The following is a 12,223-nucleotide window of genomic DNA, read 5'->3' as shown; positions in this document are numbered from 1 at the left end:
CCAGCACCACCGCCGAGGGCGGGACGGCCATCGCCGTCCCGCCCTCGTCGCACCTCGGGACGAGACGGCTCAGCCGCCGGTGCGCAGCGGCAGCCGCAGGACGGCGGCGGCGCCGCGCGCACCGTCGGGCCGCTCGCGCAGGACGACGTCACCGCCGTGCGCGCGGGCGATGCCGCGGGCGATCGGGAGCCCCAGGCCGGCGCCGCCGGCGTCGCGGGAGCGCGCCTCGTCCAGGCGCACGAGGCGCTCGAAGACGCGCTCGCGGTCCTGCGGCGCCACGCCGGGGCCGTCGTCGAGCACCGTGACGACCGCCCCGTCCACCTCCCGACCGACGAGGACGTCGACCCGGCCGCCCGGTCCCGCCGCCCGGACCGCGTTGTCGAGGAGGTTGGCGAGGACCTGCCCGACCCGGTCGGGGTCCGCGCGCACCGGCGCGGGACCGCTCGCCCCGACGTCCAGGACCGCCGGTCCGGGGCGCAGACGTCGGTCCTCGACGGCCGTGCGCGCGAGGTCGACCAGGTCGGCGTCCTGGGGGGACAGCTCGAGGCCGCGGTCGATCCGCGCCATCGTGAGGAGGTCCTCGACGAGCCGGGACGCGCGACGCGACTCGCGCACCACCGAGACCGCCAGCCGCTCCACCTCCGCGCGGGGCCGTTCGGCGCGCACGAGGAGGTCGGCCGCGGCCTGGACGCCCGCGAGCGGCGTCCGCAGCTCGTGCGCCGCCTCGTCGAGCAGGTCCCGCATCCGATGCTCCGAGGCCCGGGCGCGCGCCTCCGCGCCCTCGACCGCGTCGAGCATGTCGTCGAAGGCGGCGGCGGTGCGGCCCAGCTCGGTCCCCGGGCGGTCGGGCCGCAGCCGGCGCCCCCGGTCGCCGGCCCCGATGGAGCGCGCCGTGGCGGTGATGCGGTCCAGCGGCGCGAGCACCCGGCCCACGACGGCGAGCAGCGCCAGGGCGGCGACGGCGAGCGCGACGACGCAGCTGACCGCGATGACGGCCCGCACCTGCGCCAGCGTGCTCCGCAGCTCCGAGGCGTCGGCCTGCAGGACCAGCGCGCCGTCGTCGAGCTCGGTCGTCGTCGACAGCACGTCGCCGCGCTGGACGACGCCCTCCCCCGCGGGCGGCGCGGGCGGCTCCGGGCCGGGCCCGTCGTCCCGGGACGGCCGGGCGGCCCCGGGCGCGACGGGCGACGTCCCCGTCCCGAGCGGCGGGCCGGCCGTGAGCACCTCGCCGTCCTCGGTGACCAGACGCACCGAGACCCCCTGCCCGGCCAGCCGGTCGACGAGCTCCTCGTCGTCGACCTGGTCCTCGAGCGCGACGGCGACGGCCGCGCGGTCGAGGAGCCGCTGCTCCAGCTGCCCCTCGAGGCGCTGGCGCAGCACCTGGTCGACGGTGACGGACAGGACGAGCAGGAGGACGGCGAGCAGGAGCAGCACCGCGACGACCACGCGCCGGCGCAGCGAGCCGGTGCGCAGCCGCTCGCGAGGACGGGCGAGGGGCGCGCCGGGTGCGCTCACGCCGCCCTCAGGACGTACCCGACGCCCCGCACCGTGTGGATGAGCCGCGGCCCGTGCGCCTCGATCTTCCTCCGCAGCGCGCTGACGTGCACCTGCACGAGGTTGTCCGCGTAGTCGTCGTAGCCCCACACCTGCGTGAGGATCTGCGTCGTCGAGGCCGTCCGCCCGCGGTGGGCGACGAGGAAGGCGAGGAGCCGGCGCTCCGTGGCCGTCAGGTCGAGGGGGTGCCCGGCGCGCGTGACGACGCCGGCGCCCTCGTCGAGGACGAGGTCCCCGACCTCGACGGTGCTGGGCAGGCGCCCCAGCCGCCGGAGCAGGGCCTGCAGCCGCAGCACGAGCTCGGCCATCGCGAAGGGCTTGACGACGTAGTCGTCGACCCCGGCGCCGAAGGCGCTGACCCGGTCGGCGAGGGCGTCCAGCGCCGTGAGCATGACGACGCCCGCGTCGGTGCGCGCCCGCACCACCCGCACGAGCGCGCTGCCGGGCCGTCCGGGGAGCATCCAGTCGAGGACGACGAGGTCCGGCCGGAACGTGTCGAGCTCGGCCTCGAGCGCTCCTCCGTCCACGAGACCTCGGACCACGAGTCCCGCGTCCTCCAGCGCCCCGACGACCGCGGTCCGGATGGCGTCGTCGTCCTCGACGAGCAGGACGCGGGCGACGGCGGGCACGACGGGAGTCTGGCGCCGGGTCCTCAAGGACGGCTGAAGACGGGCGGGCCCCGTCAGCCGGTGGCGTGCGTCTCGGGGTCGGGCTCGGCGTGCTCGAGGTAGTCGGGGATGTGGGCCGTGTTGAGCACGAGCAGGCGGCCGACGGCGATCTCGGCGGCCGCCGTGCGCATCCACGGGGCGGGCTGGTCGGGGATGCCCGCGTCGGCCAGGGCCCGCGCGAGCAGCTCGCCGACCTGCCGTCGCGGCAGGCCGAAGCCGCCGACCATGACCGAGATGACCGCCTGCTGGATGCGGTGCTGGAGGGAGGCGATCTCGCCCGTGCTGCTCACCGCAGCCCTGCGGGCACGCGGCCGACGGTGCAGGGGCGGTGCCGGTCGGTGATGGGCATGGGGTCGGCCTCTCGTCGTGCCTCGCGGAGCGGGTCGAGCCGGACGGGGCCGGGCGGCCGGCCGGGACGGCAGCCGGCCGCCGTCGGGTCGACGGCGGCCGGTCGGCGAGGCCGGTGCTGCGGCCGCGGTCAGCGGCGGCCGCGGGTGCCGGCGACGACCGAGACGCCGATGGCCGCGAGGACGACCTGGATGAGCAGCTCGATCCAGTCGATGCCGGGGGTGATCGCGACACCGATGGCGCCGGCGATGGCGGTCCCGATCAGGGCTGCGACGATCCCGATGCCCACGGTCCAGAGGAAGCCGATCTTCTGCTTGCCGGGCAGGACGAGGCGGGCGAGGACGCCGACGATGGCGCCGACGACGATGGCGCTGATGATGCTGCCGATCACGGTGATCTCCTGACGGTCGGTGGGACGAGAGGACTCGCGGTGCGGGGCCCCGGTGCGTGCCGCGGGGTCCGTGCTTGCCGTGGGGTCAGTGCTTGCCGCGCTTCTCGTCGTCCTTGCGGCGCGAGATGAGCCGGCTGCCGCCCTGCAGGGCGGAGGAGAGCTTCCCCTCGCCGCGGGAGGCCTCGACGCGGCGGCCGAGGGCGGCGAGGCCCTTGGCGGCCAGCGGCAGGGCGACCGCGACCAGGACGTAGCGGCGGACCATGGTCACGAGGACGGGCACGGGAGGCCTCCGGAGGTGGCGTGAGGAGGTGCGGGGCCGGCAGGCCGCGCGCCGTGGAGCCGGTGCGGGGCCTGCCGGTGGTGGCGGTCAGCTGACGCGGGACTGCTGGCGCGCCGAGCGGGCGACGTCGAGGGTGACGCGGGAGCGGACGTCGGAGCGGCCGAGGACGACGGCGAGGTCGGCCATCGCGGCGTCGGTGGCCTCGGCGACGCCGCGCAGGTCCGCGTCCGGCTCGACGGTGACGTGCAGGTCGGCGACCAGCTGGCCGCGGTCGGCGATGGTCTTCCCCTTGGCCGAATGGACGCCTCGGGTCCGGGCGATGACGTCGGCCGCGACGTCCGCGGCGGCGGAGCCGTCCAAGGTCAGGCGACCCTGGGAGCCGGTGCCCGGCAGGCGCAGCGGGCCGATCGAGTGGTGGGTGCGGTGCGCGACGAGCCACCACACCGCGAGGAGGCCGAGGACGACGCCGCCGGCCAGGGCCGCCCAGCCCCACCAGGACGCGGACAGCACGTCGGTGGCGGGGGTGGTGGACAGCTCGTCCGGGGCACCGGACCACACGGTGCTGAGGTAGCCGAGACCCCAGGCACCGACCGCGACGCCCGAGACGAGCAGGACCAGGCCGAGCAGGAGGATCAGGAACCGGTCCAGGCCGAGGACGCTGCGCTTCACGAGGAGCTCCCGTTCGAGGTGGTGCGCACGCGCACCTTCGGGGTGGGGTCGAGCACGGACAGGCGGTCGGTCACGGCGGCGCGCACGGCCTCGGCCACCGCGGCGTCACCGGTGGTGGTCACCTGCACGGTCACGGACCGGCGGCCGGCGCTGCTGCTCGCGTCCATGACCCCGTCGACGTCGCGCGCCGCACCGGTGGACAGCCGGGCGACGTCGCGGGTGGTGACGAACAGCCCGCAGGCGGACTCCACGGCGACGGTCTTGCGGCTGCGCCGGTGGAACGCCTGGACCACGAGCCACAGGCCGACCAGGGCGGCGACGACGCCGACGACGACCACGAGGGCCGAGGGGGCGGTGCCGTCCAGCCCCTGCACCGGGACGGGCAGCCAGGGGGTGCCGCCGACCCAGCCGAGGGCGACCAGGCCGTCGCGGACCAGGAGGGCGGCCAGCGCGAGCAGCAGCACCGCCAGGACGATCGCGATCACCGGGACGGGCCCGGTCCCGGTCTTGGCCTTGGCCGCACCGAGCGGGTCGCTGCCGCTGCTGGTCTCGTGCGGGCGGGTGTCGGTCTGGCTCATCGGACCCTCTCCTGCTGACGGGGGGGCGGGGCCTGGACCACGGCGGCGACGTGGACGGCGACCGAGTCGGCGTCGACGGCCGCGAGCTCGCGCAGGCGCCGGGTGACGGAGTCCCGCACGGAGGCCGCGACCTGCGGGGCGGGGTGCGGCCAGGTCGTGGCGATCTCGAGCGTGACGCTGGCGCGGGTGCCGGCGTGCTCGACGTCGGCGTCCGGGTAGCCGCGGCCGAGCATCCCGCCGAGGCGGCCCGTGGCCGCGCCCGCGGGGGCGACGCCGACGACCTCCAGGGCCGCGCGCTGGGCGATCTTGACCAGGACCTTGTCCGCCAGCTCCAGCGAGCCCCGCGAGCCCTGCTCCTGCTCACGGGCCGCGTCGGACCAGGACGCGGAGGGGGCCCCGCTCGTACGACCTCCCCGGGTGGCGGTGGCCTCAGCCACGGCTGCGGCCGGGCACGAGCGCCTTGAGGTCCAGCGACCCGTCGAGCTGGGCACCGACCCCGAGGCCGACGACGCCGAAGACGACGGCGAGGAGGAAGGCGCCGAAGCCGGCGGTGGCGGCGATGGCGAGCAGGAGACCGGCGAGCAGACCGACGACAGCCTTTGACATGGGGGTCCTCCGAGAGGGTGGGGAGAAGAAGGGGTGGGGCCGCAGACGGTCGTCCGGGCCCCGGGCGGGTGACCGGCCGCACCGCGCAGGAGCAGGCGGTCACCGCGCCGAGCGGGAGGACCGGCGGTGGGCCGGGCCGGCGCCTGGGTCGAGGGAGGCGGCTACGCGCCTGGGGCCGGTGCGGGTTCGGCAGGGCCGGCCTGCTCGGCCGGCGTGGCCACGTCGCCGACGACGACGTGGACAGGACCGTCGACGACGGCACCCACCGCGGCCCGCACCGCCTGCGCGGTCGTCGGGATCGGCGTGGTGGTCGTGGCGACGACGTGGACCTGGGTCCCGCCGTCCGGCCCGTCCAGGCGGACGCCCCGGACCCGTCGACCGGGCAGGAGCGTCGCGACCTCGCCGAGGCTGCCGCCGTGCAGCGAGACCACGCCCGGGGCGGCGAGCGCCGCCGCCGCCACCCGGTCCGCGAGGTCGGCCGCCTCGGACGTCGTCCGGGACGTGTCGGGGCCGTCACCGAGGACGGCGACCCCGCGCCCGGACGGCGCCGGGGCGCCGTCCGGGTCGGCGGAGGTGCCGCCGGGCCAGCCCGTGGGGCTGGACGTCACTGGACCCGCGAGGGGCGCTCGTCCGCGGAGTCGTCGTCGGAGTCGTCGTCCTGGCCGGGGATGAAGACGTCCGTGACCTCGACGTTGACCTCGGTGACCTTCAGGCCGGTCATCCGCTCCACCGAGGAGATGATGTTGCGGCGCACGCCCGAGGCGAGGTCCGCGATGGCCACGCCGTACTCGGCGATGAGGCTCACGTCGGCGGCGGCCTCCTTCTCGCCGACCTCGACCGTCACGCCCTGGCTGTGGTTGGTGCTGGCGCCCGGGATGCGCTCGCGGATCGAGCCGAACGCGCGGGCCGCCCCGCCGCCGAGGGCGTGGACACCGGCGACGTCCTTGGCCGCGATGCCGGCGATCTTGGAGACCACCTGGTCGGCGATCGTGGTGGTGCCGCGGGAGGTCTGCAGCGCGGAGTCGCCGCCCTGCGCGGAGCCGCCCTTGCCCTGCTGGGCGGGGCTCTGGCTGCGGGTGCTCTGCTCGCTCATGCGTTCCCTGCTTCCGCCCCTGGTGGGGCCGTCGTCGTCGACCGGCACCTCGCCGGTCGCTCACCCAGGTCAGACGCGTCCGGGTGACGACCGTCACTCGACTTGAGTGTGATCTGCGTCACACCTTTCCACGTCGAGCTGCGGTGCGCCCGGCGAGCGCCGTCGGCGGGCGCTGGCAGCATGGTGCAGCCGTGACGAGCCCTCGAGACCACGGGGACGGCCGAGAGGGACGTGATGACGGACGGACGAGGCGGCGACCCCGGCTCCGCTCCCGTCGTGCGCCGGGTCGAGGCCCTCGGCGCCGCGGGCGAGGACTACCTCCTGGCCCGCGCCCGCGAGGGCTACCCGCAGGCGTTCGAAGAGATGGTGCGCCGGCACCAGGTGCGCGCCTACACGCTCGCCGTCCGGATGGTGGACGACCGGGGGCAGGCGCAGGACGTCGTGCAGGAGGCCTTCGTCCGGGCCTGGCTGAACCTCCACCGCTTCGACGGCCGGGCGCAGTTCTCGACCTGGCTGCACCGGATCGTCGTGAACGAGTGCCTGTCGCAGCTGCGGCGACGACGCCCCGTCCCGGCCGCCGTCGACGTCGACCGGCCCGACCCGCACCGCACCGACGAGCGCGTCGAGAAGGTCGCGCGTGACGAGGCGCTCCACCGGAGCGTCCAACAGCTGCCGGCGGACCAACGGGCCGCCCTCGTGCTCACCGCCTTCATGGACTGCACCTACGAGGAGGCGGCCGAGCTCCTCGGCACGAGCGCCAGCACGGTCCGCGGGCGCACGGCCCGCGCGCGACGAGCACTGCTGCAGCAGATGAGGGAGTGGGCATGAGCGAGGACGCCGGGGAGCGGCTGCCTTGCGGGCGCCCCGTCGACCCGCTGCTGGACCTCGTCACCCGGGGCCGGGCGCAGCCGCCGCACGACGACCGGGACGAGCACGAGCGCGCGTGCGTGCACTGCCGCGCCCTGGTCGCCGAGGCCGAGGACGTGTGGGCGCCGGTCCGCTCGCTGGCGGCCCGGCGCGAGGTGCCGCCCCCCGACCTCGTCGAGTCGGTGATGGCGGCCGTCCGCCGCCTGGGCCGCGAGCCGCTGCACCTCGTGATCCCGGGACGCCGGGGTGCCACCCGGGTCTCCGTCGACGCCCTCGGCCGGCTGGCCGAGGAGGCGGCGTGGGGCGTGCCCGACGTCCGGGTCGTGCTGTCGCGCCGCTCGCGCGCGCGGGTGGACGGCGCGACAGCCGAGCCCACGGGCGCCGCCGCGGCCGTGGGGGTGCCCGGCGGGCCCGACGGCGGACGGGTCCTCGTCGACCTCGCCGTCGTCGTCAGCCACGGGGTCTCCATCCCGCGCACCGCCGACCTCGTGCGCGCGGCGGTCCGACGGCAGCTGGACGCGCTCGCGTCGGCGCCGGACGTCGTCGTCGACATCTACGTCGACGACGTCGTCGTGTGAGGAGCCTGGCCGGCGGCGCACCCGCTGAAGAACGCCTCAAGACCCGCCGCGGGGCGCGCTCCTTGAGGAGGGCTTGAGGAAGCGGACCGACGCTCGTGGAGCACGAGGGGACAGCCCCCACCGGCCGGCCGTCGCGGCCCGGCCGCACCACGACGAAGGAGCCCTCATGGACCCGATGGAGCAGATGCGTCGCCTCCGGCAACGCCACGCGGCCGACGACCTGGACGCCGCGGAGCAGGACCGCCGTCACGACGACCACGCCCTGGCGGAGGCCGCCCGGGCGGGCGGCGCCCGCAGCCGGTGGCGCCGGCGGCGCTCCGGCGTCGTCGCCGGCCTCGGCGTCGCGGCGGTCGCCGCGCTCGGCCTCGGGGCGGTCGCGGCCTCGGCCGACAGCCCGTCCTCGGGCGACGACGTCGCCGCGGTGGCGACGACGGACGCCGCCCAGGGCGCCGGGACGGCCGACGGGAGCGTTGGGTCGTCGTCCACGGGCCAGGACGGCACGTCGTCGTCCGGCGACGACGCGACGGCCAGCGCCGACGGGTCCCCCGCCGGACCCGCCGAGGGCGGACCGGCGGCAGGCGGACCGGCCGCGGGCGGACCGGCGGGCTCGGGCGACTGCGGCCCGGGCGCCGACGGCGCTGCCCCGACGCCCCCGGCCCCGCCCGCCGACGGCGAGACCCCCACGCCCCCGGCCCCGCCCGCCGACGGCGAGACCCCCACGCCCCCGGCCCCGCCCACGGGCGACGAGACGCCGACCCCGCCCGCCGCGCCCACGGACGGCGAGACCGCGACGCCGTCCACCACGGGCTGACGCCCGGTGCCGGTGATGGTCATGTCCGTGGGGCAGCTGTCCCCGACGGGGACGTCGGTGCAGGAGCTGCTCTCCCGGGCGACCGTCGTCGACCTCGTGGCGCTCGTGGTCGTCGTCCTCGCGGCGCTCGGCGGCTGGCGGTCCGGCGGAGGCACCGTCCTCGGCCGGCTCGTCGGCGGCGGAGCCGGCCTCGTGCTCGGCTTGCGGGCGCCGGCGGTGGTCGGCCCGCTGCTGCCGTCGGTCGAGCCGGGCTGGGTGGTCCCGGTCGGCTGCCTCGTGGTCGGCGTCCTGCTGGGTCTCGCGCTCGGCGGTGCCGTCGGCGGCCTCGTCTCCGGTCTGCTGGCACGGCTCCACGTGGGCGTCCTCGACCGGCTCCTCGGGGCGCTGGCCTCGGGCGCGGTCGCCGCGCTCGTCTGCGTGGGCCTCGTCTCGGCGGCCGCCGCCTGGGGCGGGCCGTCCTTGCGCGGCTACGTCACGGACGGCGTCGTCGCCTCGGCGGGCACCGACCTCCTGGGAGACCTCCCGAGCGGGTCCGGTGCAGGCCACCAGCTCGCGGACCGGGCGGGCGACGTCCTCCCCGGCGCTCCGGCGGGTCGCTGACCCGCGACGACGGGCCGCACCACCCCCCTGCGGTGGTGCGGCCCGTCGTCGTACGAGGGGAGGCTCAGCCCTGCTGGGCCACCGCGCGACGGCGCAGCAGGACGGCGCCGACGGCGCCCGCGGCCACGAGACCGGCACCACCGACGAGCGCAGCGGTCGGCGCGCCGTCGTCGGCGACGCCGCCGGCACCGGTGTCGGCACCGCCGACGGGCACCTGCACGAGCTGGCCGCGCACCGCGCCGGGGACGGCCGAGGCCGTGTGCGTGTCGCCGAAGAAGGCCGCCGGGTCCGCCTCGATCTCCGCGAGGGAGAAGGACGCGCCGGTGTCCTCGCCGTCGTCACCCTCGATGCCCGTGGTGAACGGGCCCTGCAGGCAGCCGGAGCTGGTCCGCGTGCTGCCCTCGCCCTCCGGGTTCGGGAACGCCAGGCGCGGCGGCCCGGGGCGGCCCTGCGGCGCCTCGTGCACGTGCGTCGCGGTCCTGGCCGGGCTCTCGTAGGGCGGCTCGACGTCCTGGGTCGTGATGTCGTAGCAGACGACCTCGTCGTCGGAGTTGATCCGCAGCTCCATGGTCCCGCTGCCGTCGGGGTCGCCGCCGGTGGCCTCGCCGTCGGCGTCGACGACCGCGCCCGGGGTCAGCTCGGCCGTGAAGGCGCTGGTGAAGGAGTCGGGCTCGTCCACCGACGTGGCGGACGCGGGCAGCGCGCTGCCGAGCGCCAGGAGGCCGCCCCCGGCGAGGAGGGCGGTCGTCGTGGCCAGGCTCCGGCCGACGGGGCGTCGGGCTGGGGTGGTGCGCATGGGGGCCTCCGTGCTCGGTGGGTGCGGCCCCTGCCGTGGTCGGCGGCGGCCGCGGGTCACCAGGAGGTACGTCGGGCTCTGGACGACCGTTCACCGTGACCTGCGTCACATCACGCCGGAGGCCGCCGGAGCGGTGCCGCCGACCCCGTCCGGGTGACGTGCCGCCCCCGCGGCAGGAGGGCGTGAACGCTGGTGCGGGCCGCGTCGTACCCCCCGGTGCACCGGTAGCCTCCGGGACCTCCCCCGGCAGCACCGGCGAGGAGGTGCGGTGGCGGCCGAGCAGGCGGCGGAGGGAGCCCACGGGGTGGTGCGGTGGTCCCCGCGGGCGCGCTCGCGCGACCACCTGCGCGCGATGCCCTCCACGGGCCCGACCGGCGGCGCGGCAGACCGCTTCGACGTGCAGACCGCCTACGAGGAGCACGCGGGTGCGGTCTTCGCCTTCGCCGTCAACAGCCTGGGGGACCGGGGAGCGGCGGAGGACGCGCTCCAGGAGGTCTTCGTCCGCGCGTGGCGGGCGGGCGACCGGTACGGCGCGGCACGGGGGTCCGTGCGCACCTGGCTCTTCGCCATCGCCCGCAACGTCGTCGTGGACGCGCACCGCGCCCGTGCACGACGGCCCCGACCGGTGGACGTGGCGCAGGAGCACGACTCCCCGGCCGCGGGCGACGCGCAGAGCACGAGCCTGGACCGGCTCGTCGTCGTCGAGGCGCTGGCGCGCCTGTCCGACGAGCACCGGGAGGTGGTCGTGCACGTGCACCTGCTCGGCGGCTCGTACGCCGAGCTGTCCGCGCGCACCGGCGTGCCCGCGGCGACGCTGCGCACACGGATGTACTACGGGCTGCGCGCGCTGCGCGCGAGCCTGCGGGACGACGAGGACGGGATAGGAGGTGGCGGTCGTGGCTGACGCGCAGGGGGACGACCCGGGCGGCCGCGACCGGCGGGCCGAGCTGCTCGGCGGCGCCGCGACCGACGACCTCGACGTCGCCGAGCGCGCGGAGCTCGAGCGTCTCCTCGCCGACGACCCCTCCGCGGCGCGCGAGCTCGAGGAGCTGCGCTCCGTGCTCGCCGCGCTGCCCCCGCGGGGCTCGGGGTGGGTCGAGGCGCCCGCGCCGCCCGCGGGGGACCTCGACGTCGGCGGCCGTCGCGGCACCGGGCCGCACGTCGACCGGGCGACGCGACGACGCCGCCCCTGGGCGCTCGGCGCCGCCGCCGCGGCCCTCGTCGTCGGGGGCGCGGGCGCCGCCCTGGGGGTCGAGTCCCTCGTCGAGCGCCCACCCGCCGGCCCCGCGGGGACGCTCGGGGCGGTCGAGCAGGTGGAGCTGTCCGGCGGGCCGACGGGCGTGGACGCCGACCTCGCCGTCGTGGCCCACACCTGGGGCACGGAGACCGTCCTCGACGTCGCGGGGCTCGAGGCGGGGGTCGACTACCGCCTCGTCCTCCTCGACCGGACCGGACGGCAGGTCTCCTCCGGCGGCTTCGTCGGGGCCGACGCGGTGGTCGAGTGCCGGCTCAACGCACCGGTGCTGCGCGAGGACGCCCGTCGGCTGGCGGTCCTGGGCACGGGCGGGGAGACGGTCCTGGCCGCCGACCTCCCCCCGGTCTGACCCCGCGACCCGAGGCCGCGACCAGCCGTGCGGCCCCGGCGGCCGGGCGGGTCAGGCGGTCGTGACGACGAGGTCGGCCGCGCTGCGCCCCGCGGCGGCGAGGGCGGCGTCCGGGTCGTCGACGGCGGCCATCCACGCCCGGGCCGCCTCGGGCGTCTTGCCGAACTCGACGTGCCGCGCCAGCAGCCGCGCCACGCGCTCGTCCTCCGGCGCGCCGACGAACCACACCTCGTCCAGCAGCGGACGGACGGCGTCCCAGGGCGCCTCGTCGAGCAGGAGGTAGTTGCCCTCCGTGACGACGAGGCGGGTCGACCTCGGCACCGCGACGGCGCCGGCGAGCGCCTGCTCGAGGTCGCGCTCGAACGCGGGCGCGTAGACGACCTCCTCGTCCGCGGCCCGCAGCCGCCGCAGCAGCGCCACGTAGCCACCGGCGTCGAAGCTGGCGGGCACGCCCTTGCGGTCGGAGAGCCCCAGCCGGGCGAGCTCGACGTCGGCGAGGTGGAACCCGTCCATCGGCACCTGGACGGCGACCGGCGGCTCCCCGGGCCCGTGCGCCCCCCGCCCGGCGAGAGCGGCCCCCACCCCGTCGACGACGGCGCGCGCGAGCGTGGTCTTGCCCGCCGCGGGCGCCCCGGCGACGCCCAGCAGCACGCGGTCGCGCCCCTCCAGCAGCGAGAGGGCGCGGTCGACGAGGTCCTCCAGGCGCATGCCCGCAGGCTGCCACGGGAGGTTCGCGCGAGGTGACCTGCAGAAGTCCTGCGGCGCGACGGGCAGAGGGCT

Annotated in this window: 19 protein-coding genes; 6 read left to right on the top strand and 13 right to left on the bottom strand. The window is 77.6% G+C overall.

Annotation, left to right across the window (positions count from 1 at the left end; translation table 11 throughout):
• Nucleotides 1–69: 69 nt before the first annotated feature.
• The 11 genes from WDZ17_RS00735 to WDZ17_RS00685 form a co-directional block, all read right to left on the bottom strand.
• A complete protein-coding gene (locus tag WDZ17_RS00735; RefSeq protein WP_339573211.1) occupies nt 70–1,515 on the bottom strand; it encodes a sensor histidine kinase in 1,446 nt (481 codons plus the stop codon).
• Nucleotides 1,512–2,183, bottom strand: a complete 672-nt coding sequence (locus WDZ17_RS00730) for a response regulator transcription factor (protein WP_339573210.1) — start codon at nt 2,181–2,183, stop codon at nt 1,512–1,514. The genes WDZ17_RS00735 and WDZ17_RS00730 overlap by 4 nt, the downstream gene beginning before the upstream one ends.
• A gap of 53 nt (nt 2,184–2,236) precedes the next feature.
• A complete protein-coding gene (locus WDZ17_RS00725; protein WP_339573209.1) occupies nt 2,237–2,512 on the bottom strand; it encodes a hypothetical protein in 276 nt (91 codons plus the stop codon).
• 188 nt (nt 2,513–2,700) lie between these two features.
• Nucleotides 2,701–2,961: a GlsB/YeaQ/YmgE family stress response membrane protein gene (locus WDZ17_RS00720; protein WP_339573208.1), complete on the bottom strand. Its 261-nt coding sequence runs from the start codon at nt 2,959–2,961 to the stop codon at nt 2,701–2,703.
• 85 nt (nt 2,962–3,046) lie between these two features.
• A complete protein-coding gene (locus tag WDZ17_RS00715; RefSeq protein ID WP_339573207.1) occupies nt 3,047–3,241 on the bottom strand; it encodes a hypothetical protein in 195 nt (64 codons plus the stop codon).
• Nucleotides 3,242–3,328: 87 nt separating this feature from the next.
• Nucleotides 3,329–3,910 carry an Asp23/Gls24 family envelope stress response protein gene (locus tag WDZ17_RS00710; protein ID WP_339573206.1) on the bottom strand — a complete coding sequence of 194 codons (582 nt, stop codon included), beginning with the start codon at nt 3,908–3,910 and terminating at the stop codon, nt 3,329–3,331.
• Nucleotides 3,907–4,488 carry a DUF6286 domain-containing protein gene (locus tag WDZ17_RS00705; protein WP_339573205.1) on the bottom strand — a complete coding sequence of 194 codons (582 nt, stop codon included), beginning with the start codon at nt 4,486–4,488 and terminating at the stop codon, nt 3,907–3,909. Before WDZ17_RS00705 ends, WDZ17_RS00710 begins: the two co-directional genes overlap by 4 nt.
• Nucleotides 4,485–4,925: an Asp23/Gls24 family envelope stress response protein gene (locus tag WDZ17_RS00700; RefSeq protein WP_339573204.1), complete on the bottom strand. Its 441-nt coding sequence runs from the start codon at nt 4,923–4,925 to the stop codon at nt 4,485–4,487. Before WDZ17_RS00700 ends, WDZ17_RS00705 begins: the two co-directional genes overlap by 4 nt.
• Nucleotides 4,918–5,094 (bottom strand): DUF2273 domain-containing protein, encoded by a 177-nt coding sequence (locus WDZ17_RS00695; RefSeq protein WP_339573203.1) that lies wholly within the window; start codon nt 5,092–5,094, stop codon nt 4,918–4,920. Before WDZ17_RS00695 ends, WDZ17_RS00700 begins: the two co-directional genes overlap by 8 nt.
• A 161-nt stretch (nt 5,095–5,255) precedes the next feature.
• Complete coding sequence (locus WDZ17_RS00690) at nt 5,256–5,702, bottom strand: hypothetical protein (protein WP_339573202.1); 447 nt, start codon at nt 5,700–5,702, stop codon at nt 5,256–5,258.
• Nucleotides 5,699–6,187, bottom strand: a complete 489-nt coding sequence (locus WDZ17_RS00685) for an Asp23/Gls24 family envelope stress response protein (RefSeq protein ID WP_339573201.1) — start codon at nt 6,185–6,187, stop codon at nt 5,699–5,701. The genes WDZ17_RS00690 and WDZ17_RS00685 overlap by 4 nt, the downstream gene beginning before the upstream one ends.
• A 234-nt stretch (nt 6,188–6,421) precedes the next feature.
• Here WDZ17_RS00685 and WDZ17_RS00680 point away from each other — a divergent pair, with 234 nt between their 5' ends.
• The 4 genes from WDZ17_RS00680 to WDZ17_RS00665 all read left to right on the top strand — a co-directional run bounded on the left by WDZ17_RS00680 (nt 6,422) and on the right by WDZ17_RS00665 (nt 9,043).
• Nucleotides 6,422–7,015, top strand: coding sequence for an RNA polymerase sigma factor (locus WDZ17_RS00680; RefSeq protein WP_339573200.1), 594 nt, complete (start codon nt 6,422–6,424; stop codon nt 7,013–7,015).
• Nucleotides 7,012–7,632 carry an Asp23/Gls24 family envelope stress response protein gene (locus tag WDZ17_RS00675; protein ID WP_339573199.1) on the top strand — a complete coding sequence of 207 codons (621 nt, stop codon included), beginning with the start codon at nt 7,012–7,014 and terminating at the stop codon, nt 7,630–7,632. Before WDZ17_RS00680 ends, WDZ17_RS00675 begins: the two co-directional genes overlap by 4 nt.
• Nucleotides 7,633–7,798: 166 nt before the next feature.
• Complete coding sequence (locus WDZ17_RS00670) at nt 7,799–8,443, top strand: hypothetical protein (protein WP_339573198.1); 645 nt, start codon at nt 7,799–7,801, stop codon at nt 8,441–8,443.
• Nucleotides 8,444–8,470: 27 nt separating this feature from the next.
• Entirely contained in the window at nt 8,471–9,043 is a 573-nt protein-coding gene (locus WDZ17_RS00665) for a CvpA family protein (protein WP_339573197.1), read from the top strand.
• A gap of 64 nt (nt 9,044–9,107) precedes the next feature.
• Here the strand turns inward: WDZ17_RS00665 and WDZ17_RS00660 are convergent, their stop codons facing one another.
• On the bottom strand, nt 9,108–9,839 hold the full coding sequence (locus WDZ17_RS00660) for a CHRD domain-containing protein (protein WP_339573196.1): 732 nt from the start codon (nt 9,837–9,839) through the stop codon (nt 9,108–9,110).
• Between the two features lie 268 nt (nt 9,840–10,107).
• Between WDZ17_RS00660 and WDZ17_RS00655 the strand changes: the two genes are divergently transcribed.
• Both WDZ17_RS00655 and WDZ17_RS00650 read left to right on the top strand, forming a co-directional pair.
• Nucleotides 10,108–10,743 carry a sigma-70 family RNA polymerase sigma factor gene (locus WDZ17_RS00655; RefSeq protein ID WP_339573195.1) on the top strand — a complete coding sequence of 212 codons (636 nt, stop codon included), beginning with the start codon at nt 10,108–10,110 and terminating at the stop codon, nt 10,741–10,743.
• On the top strand, nt 10,736–11,443 hold the full coding sequence (locus WDZ17_RS00650; protein WP_339573194.1) for an anti-sigma factor: 708 nt from the start codon (nt 10,736–10,738) through the stop codon (nt 11,441–11,443). The genes WDZ17_RS00655 and WDZ17_RS00650 overlap by 8 nt, the downstream gene beginning before the upstream one ends.
• Before the next feature lie 51 nt (nt 11,444–11,494).
• Here WDZ17_RS00650 and WDZ17_RS00645 read toward each other — a convergent pair whose 3' ends face one another.
• Nucleotides 11,495–12,151, bottom strand: a complete 657-nt coding sequence (locus tag WDZ17_RS00645) for a nucleoside/nucleotide kinase family protein (RefSeq protein WP_339573193.1) — start codon at nt 12,149–12,151, stop codon at nt 11,495–11,497.
• Between the last annotated feature and the right edge of the window lie 72 nt (nt 12,152–12,223).

It is taken from the genome of Pseudokineococcus basanitobsidens (assembly GCF_037482545.1).
GTDB classification, from domain to species: Bacteria; Actinomycetota; Actinomycetes; order Actinomycetales; family Quadrisphaeraceae; genus Pseudokineococcus; species Pseudokineococcus basanitobsidens.
This window is presented reverse-complemented; position numbering and strand designations above follow the sequence as displayed.

Bases quoted from the DNA above. Each gene is read 5' to 3' on its own strand.
- WDZ17_RS00645 (WP_339573193.1), bottom strand. From the start codon at position 12,151: ATGCGCCTGGAGGACCTCGTCGACCGCGCCCTCTCGCTGCTGGAGGGG.
- WDZ17_RS00660 (WP_339573196.1), bottom strand. From the start codon at position 9,839: ATGCGCACCACCCCAGCCCGACGCCCCGTCGGCCGGAGCCTGGCCACG.
- WDZ17_RS00685 (WP_339573201.1), bottom strand. From the start codon at position 6,187: ATGAGCGAGCAGAGCACCCGCAGCCAGAGCCCCGCCCAGCAGGGCAAG.
- WDZ17_RS00705 (WP_339573205.1), bottom strand. From the start codon at position 4,488: ATGAGCCAGACCGACACCCGCCCGCACGAGACCAGCAGCGGCAGCGAC.
- WDZ17_RS00670 (WP_339573198.1), top strand. From the start codon at position 7,799: ATGGACCCGATGGAGCAGATGCGTCGCCTCCGGCAACGCCACGCGGCC.
- WDZ17_RS00675 (WP_339573199.1), top strand. From the start codon at position 7,012: ATGAGCGAGGACGCCGGGGAGCGGCTGCCTTGCGGGCGCCCCGTCGAC.
- WDZ17_RS00680 (WP_339573200.1), top strand. From the start codon at position 6,422: ATGACGGACGGACGAGGCGGCGACCCCGGCTCCGCTCCCGTCGTGCGC.
- WDZ17_RS00695 (WP_339573203.1), bottom strand. From the start codon at position 5,094: ATGTCAAAGGCTGTCGTCGGTCTGCTCGCCGGTCTCCTGCTCGCCATC.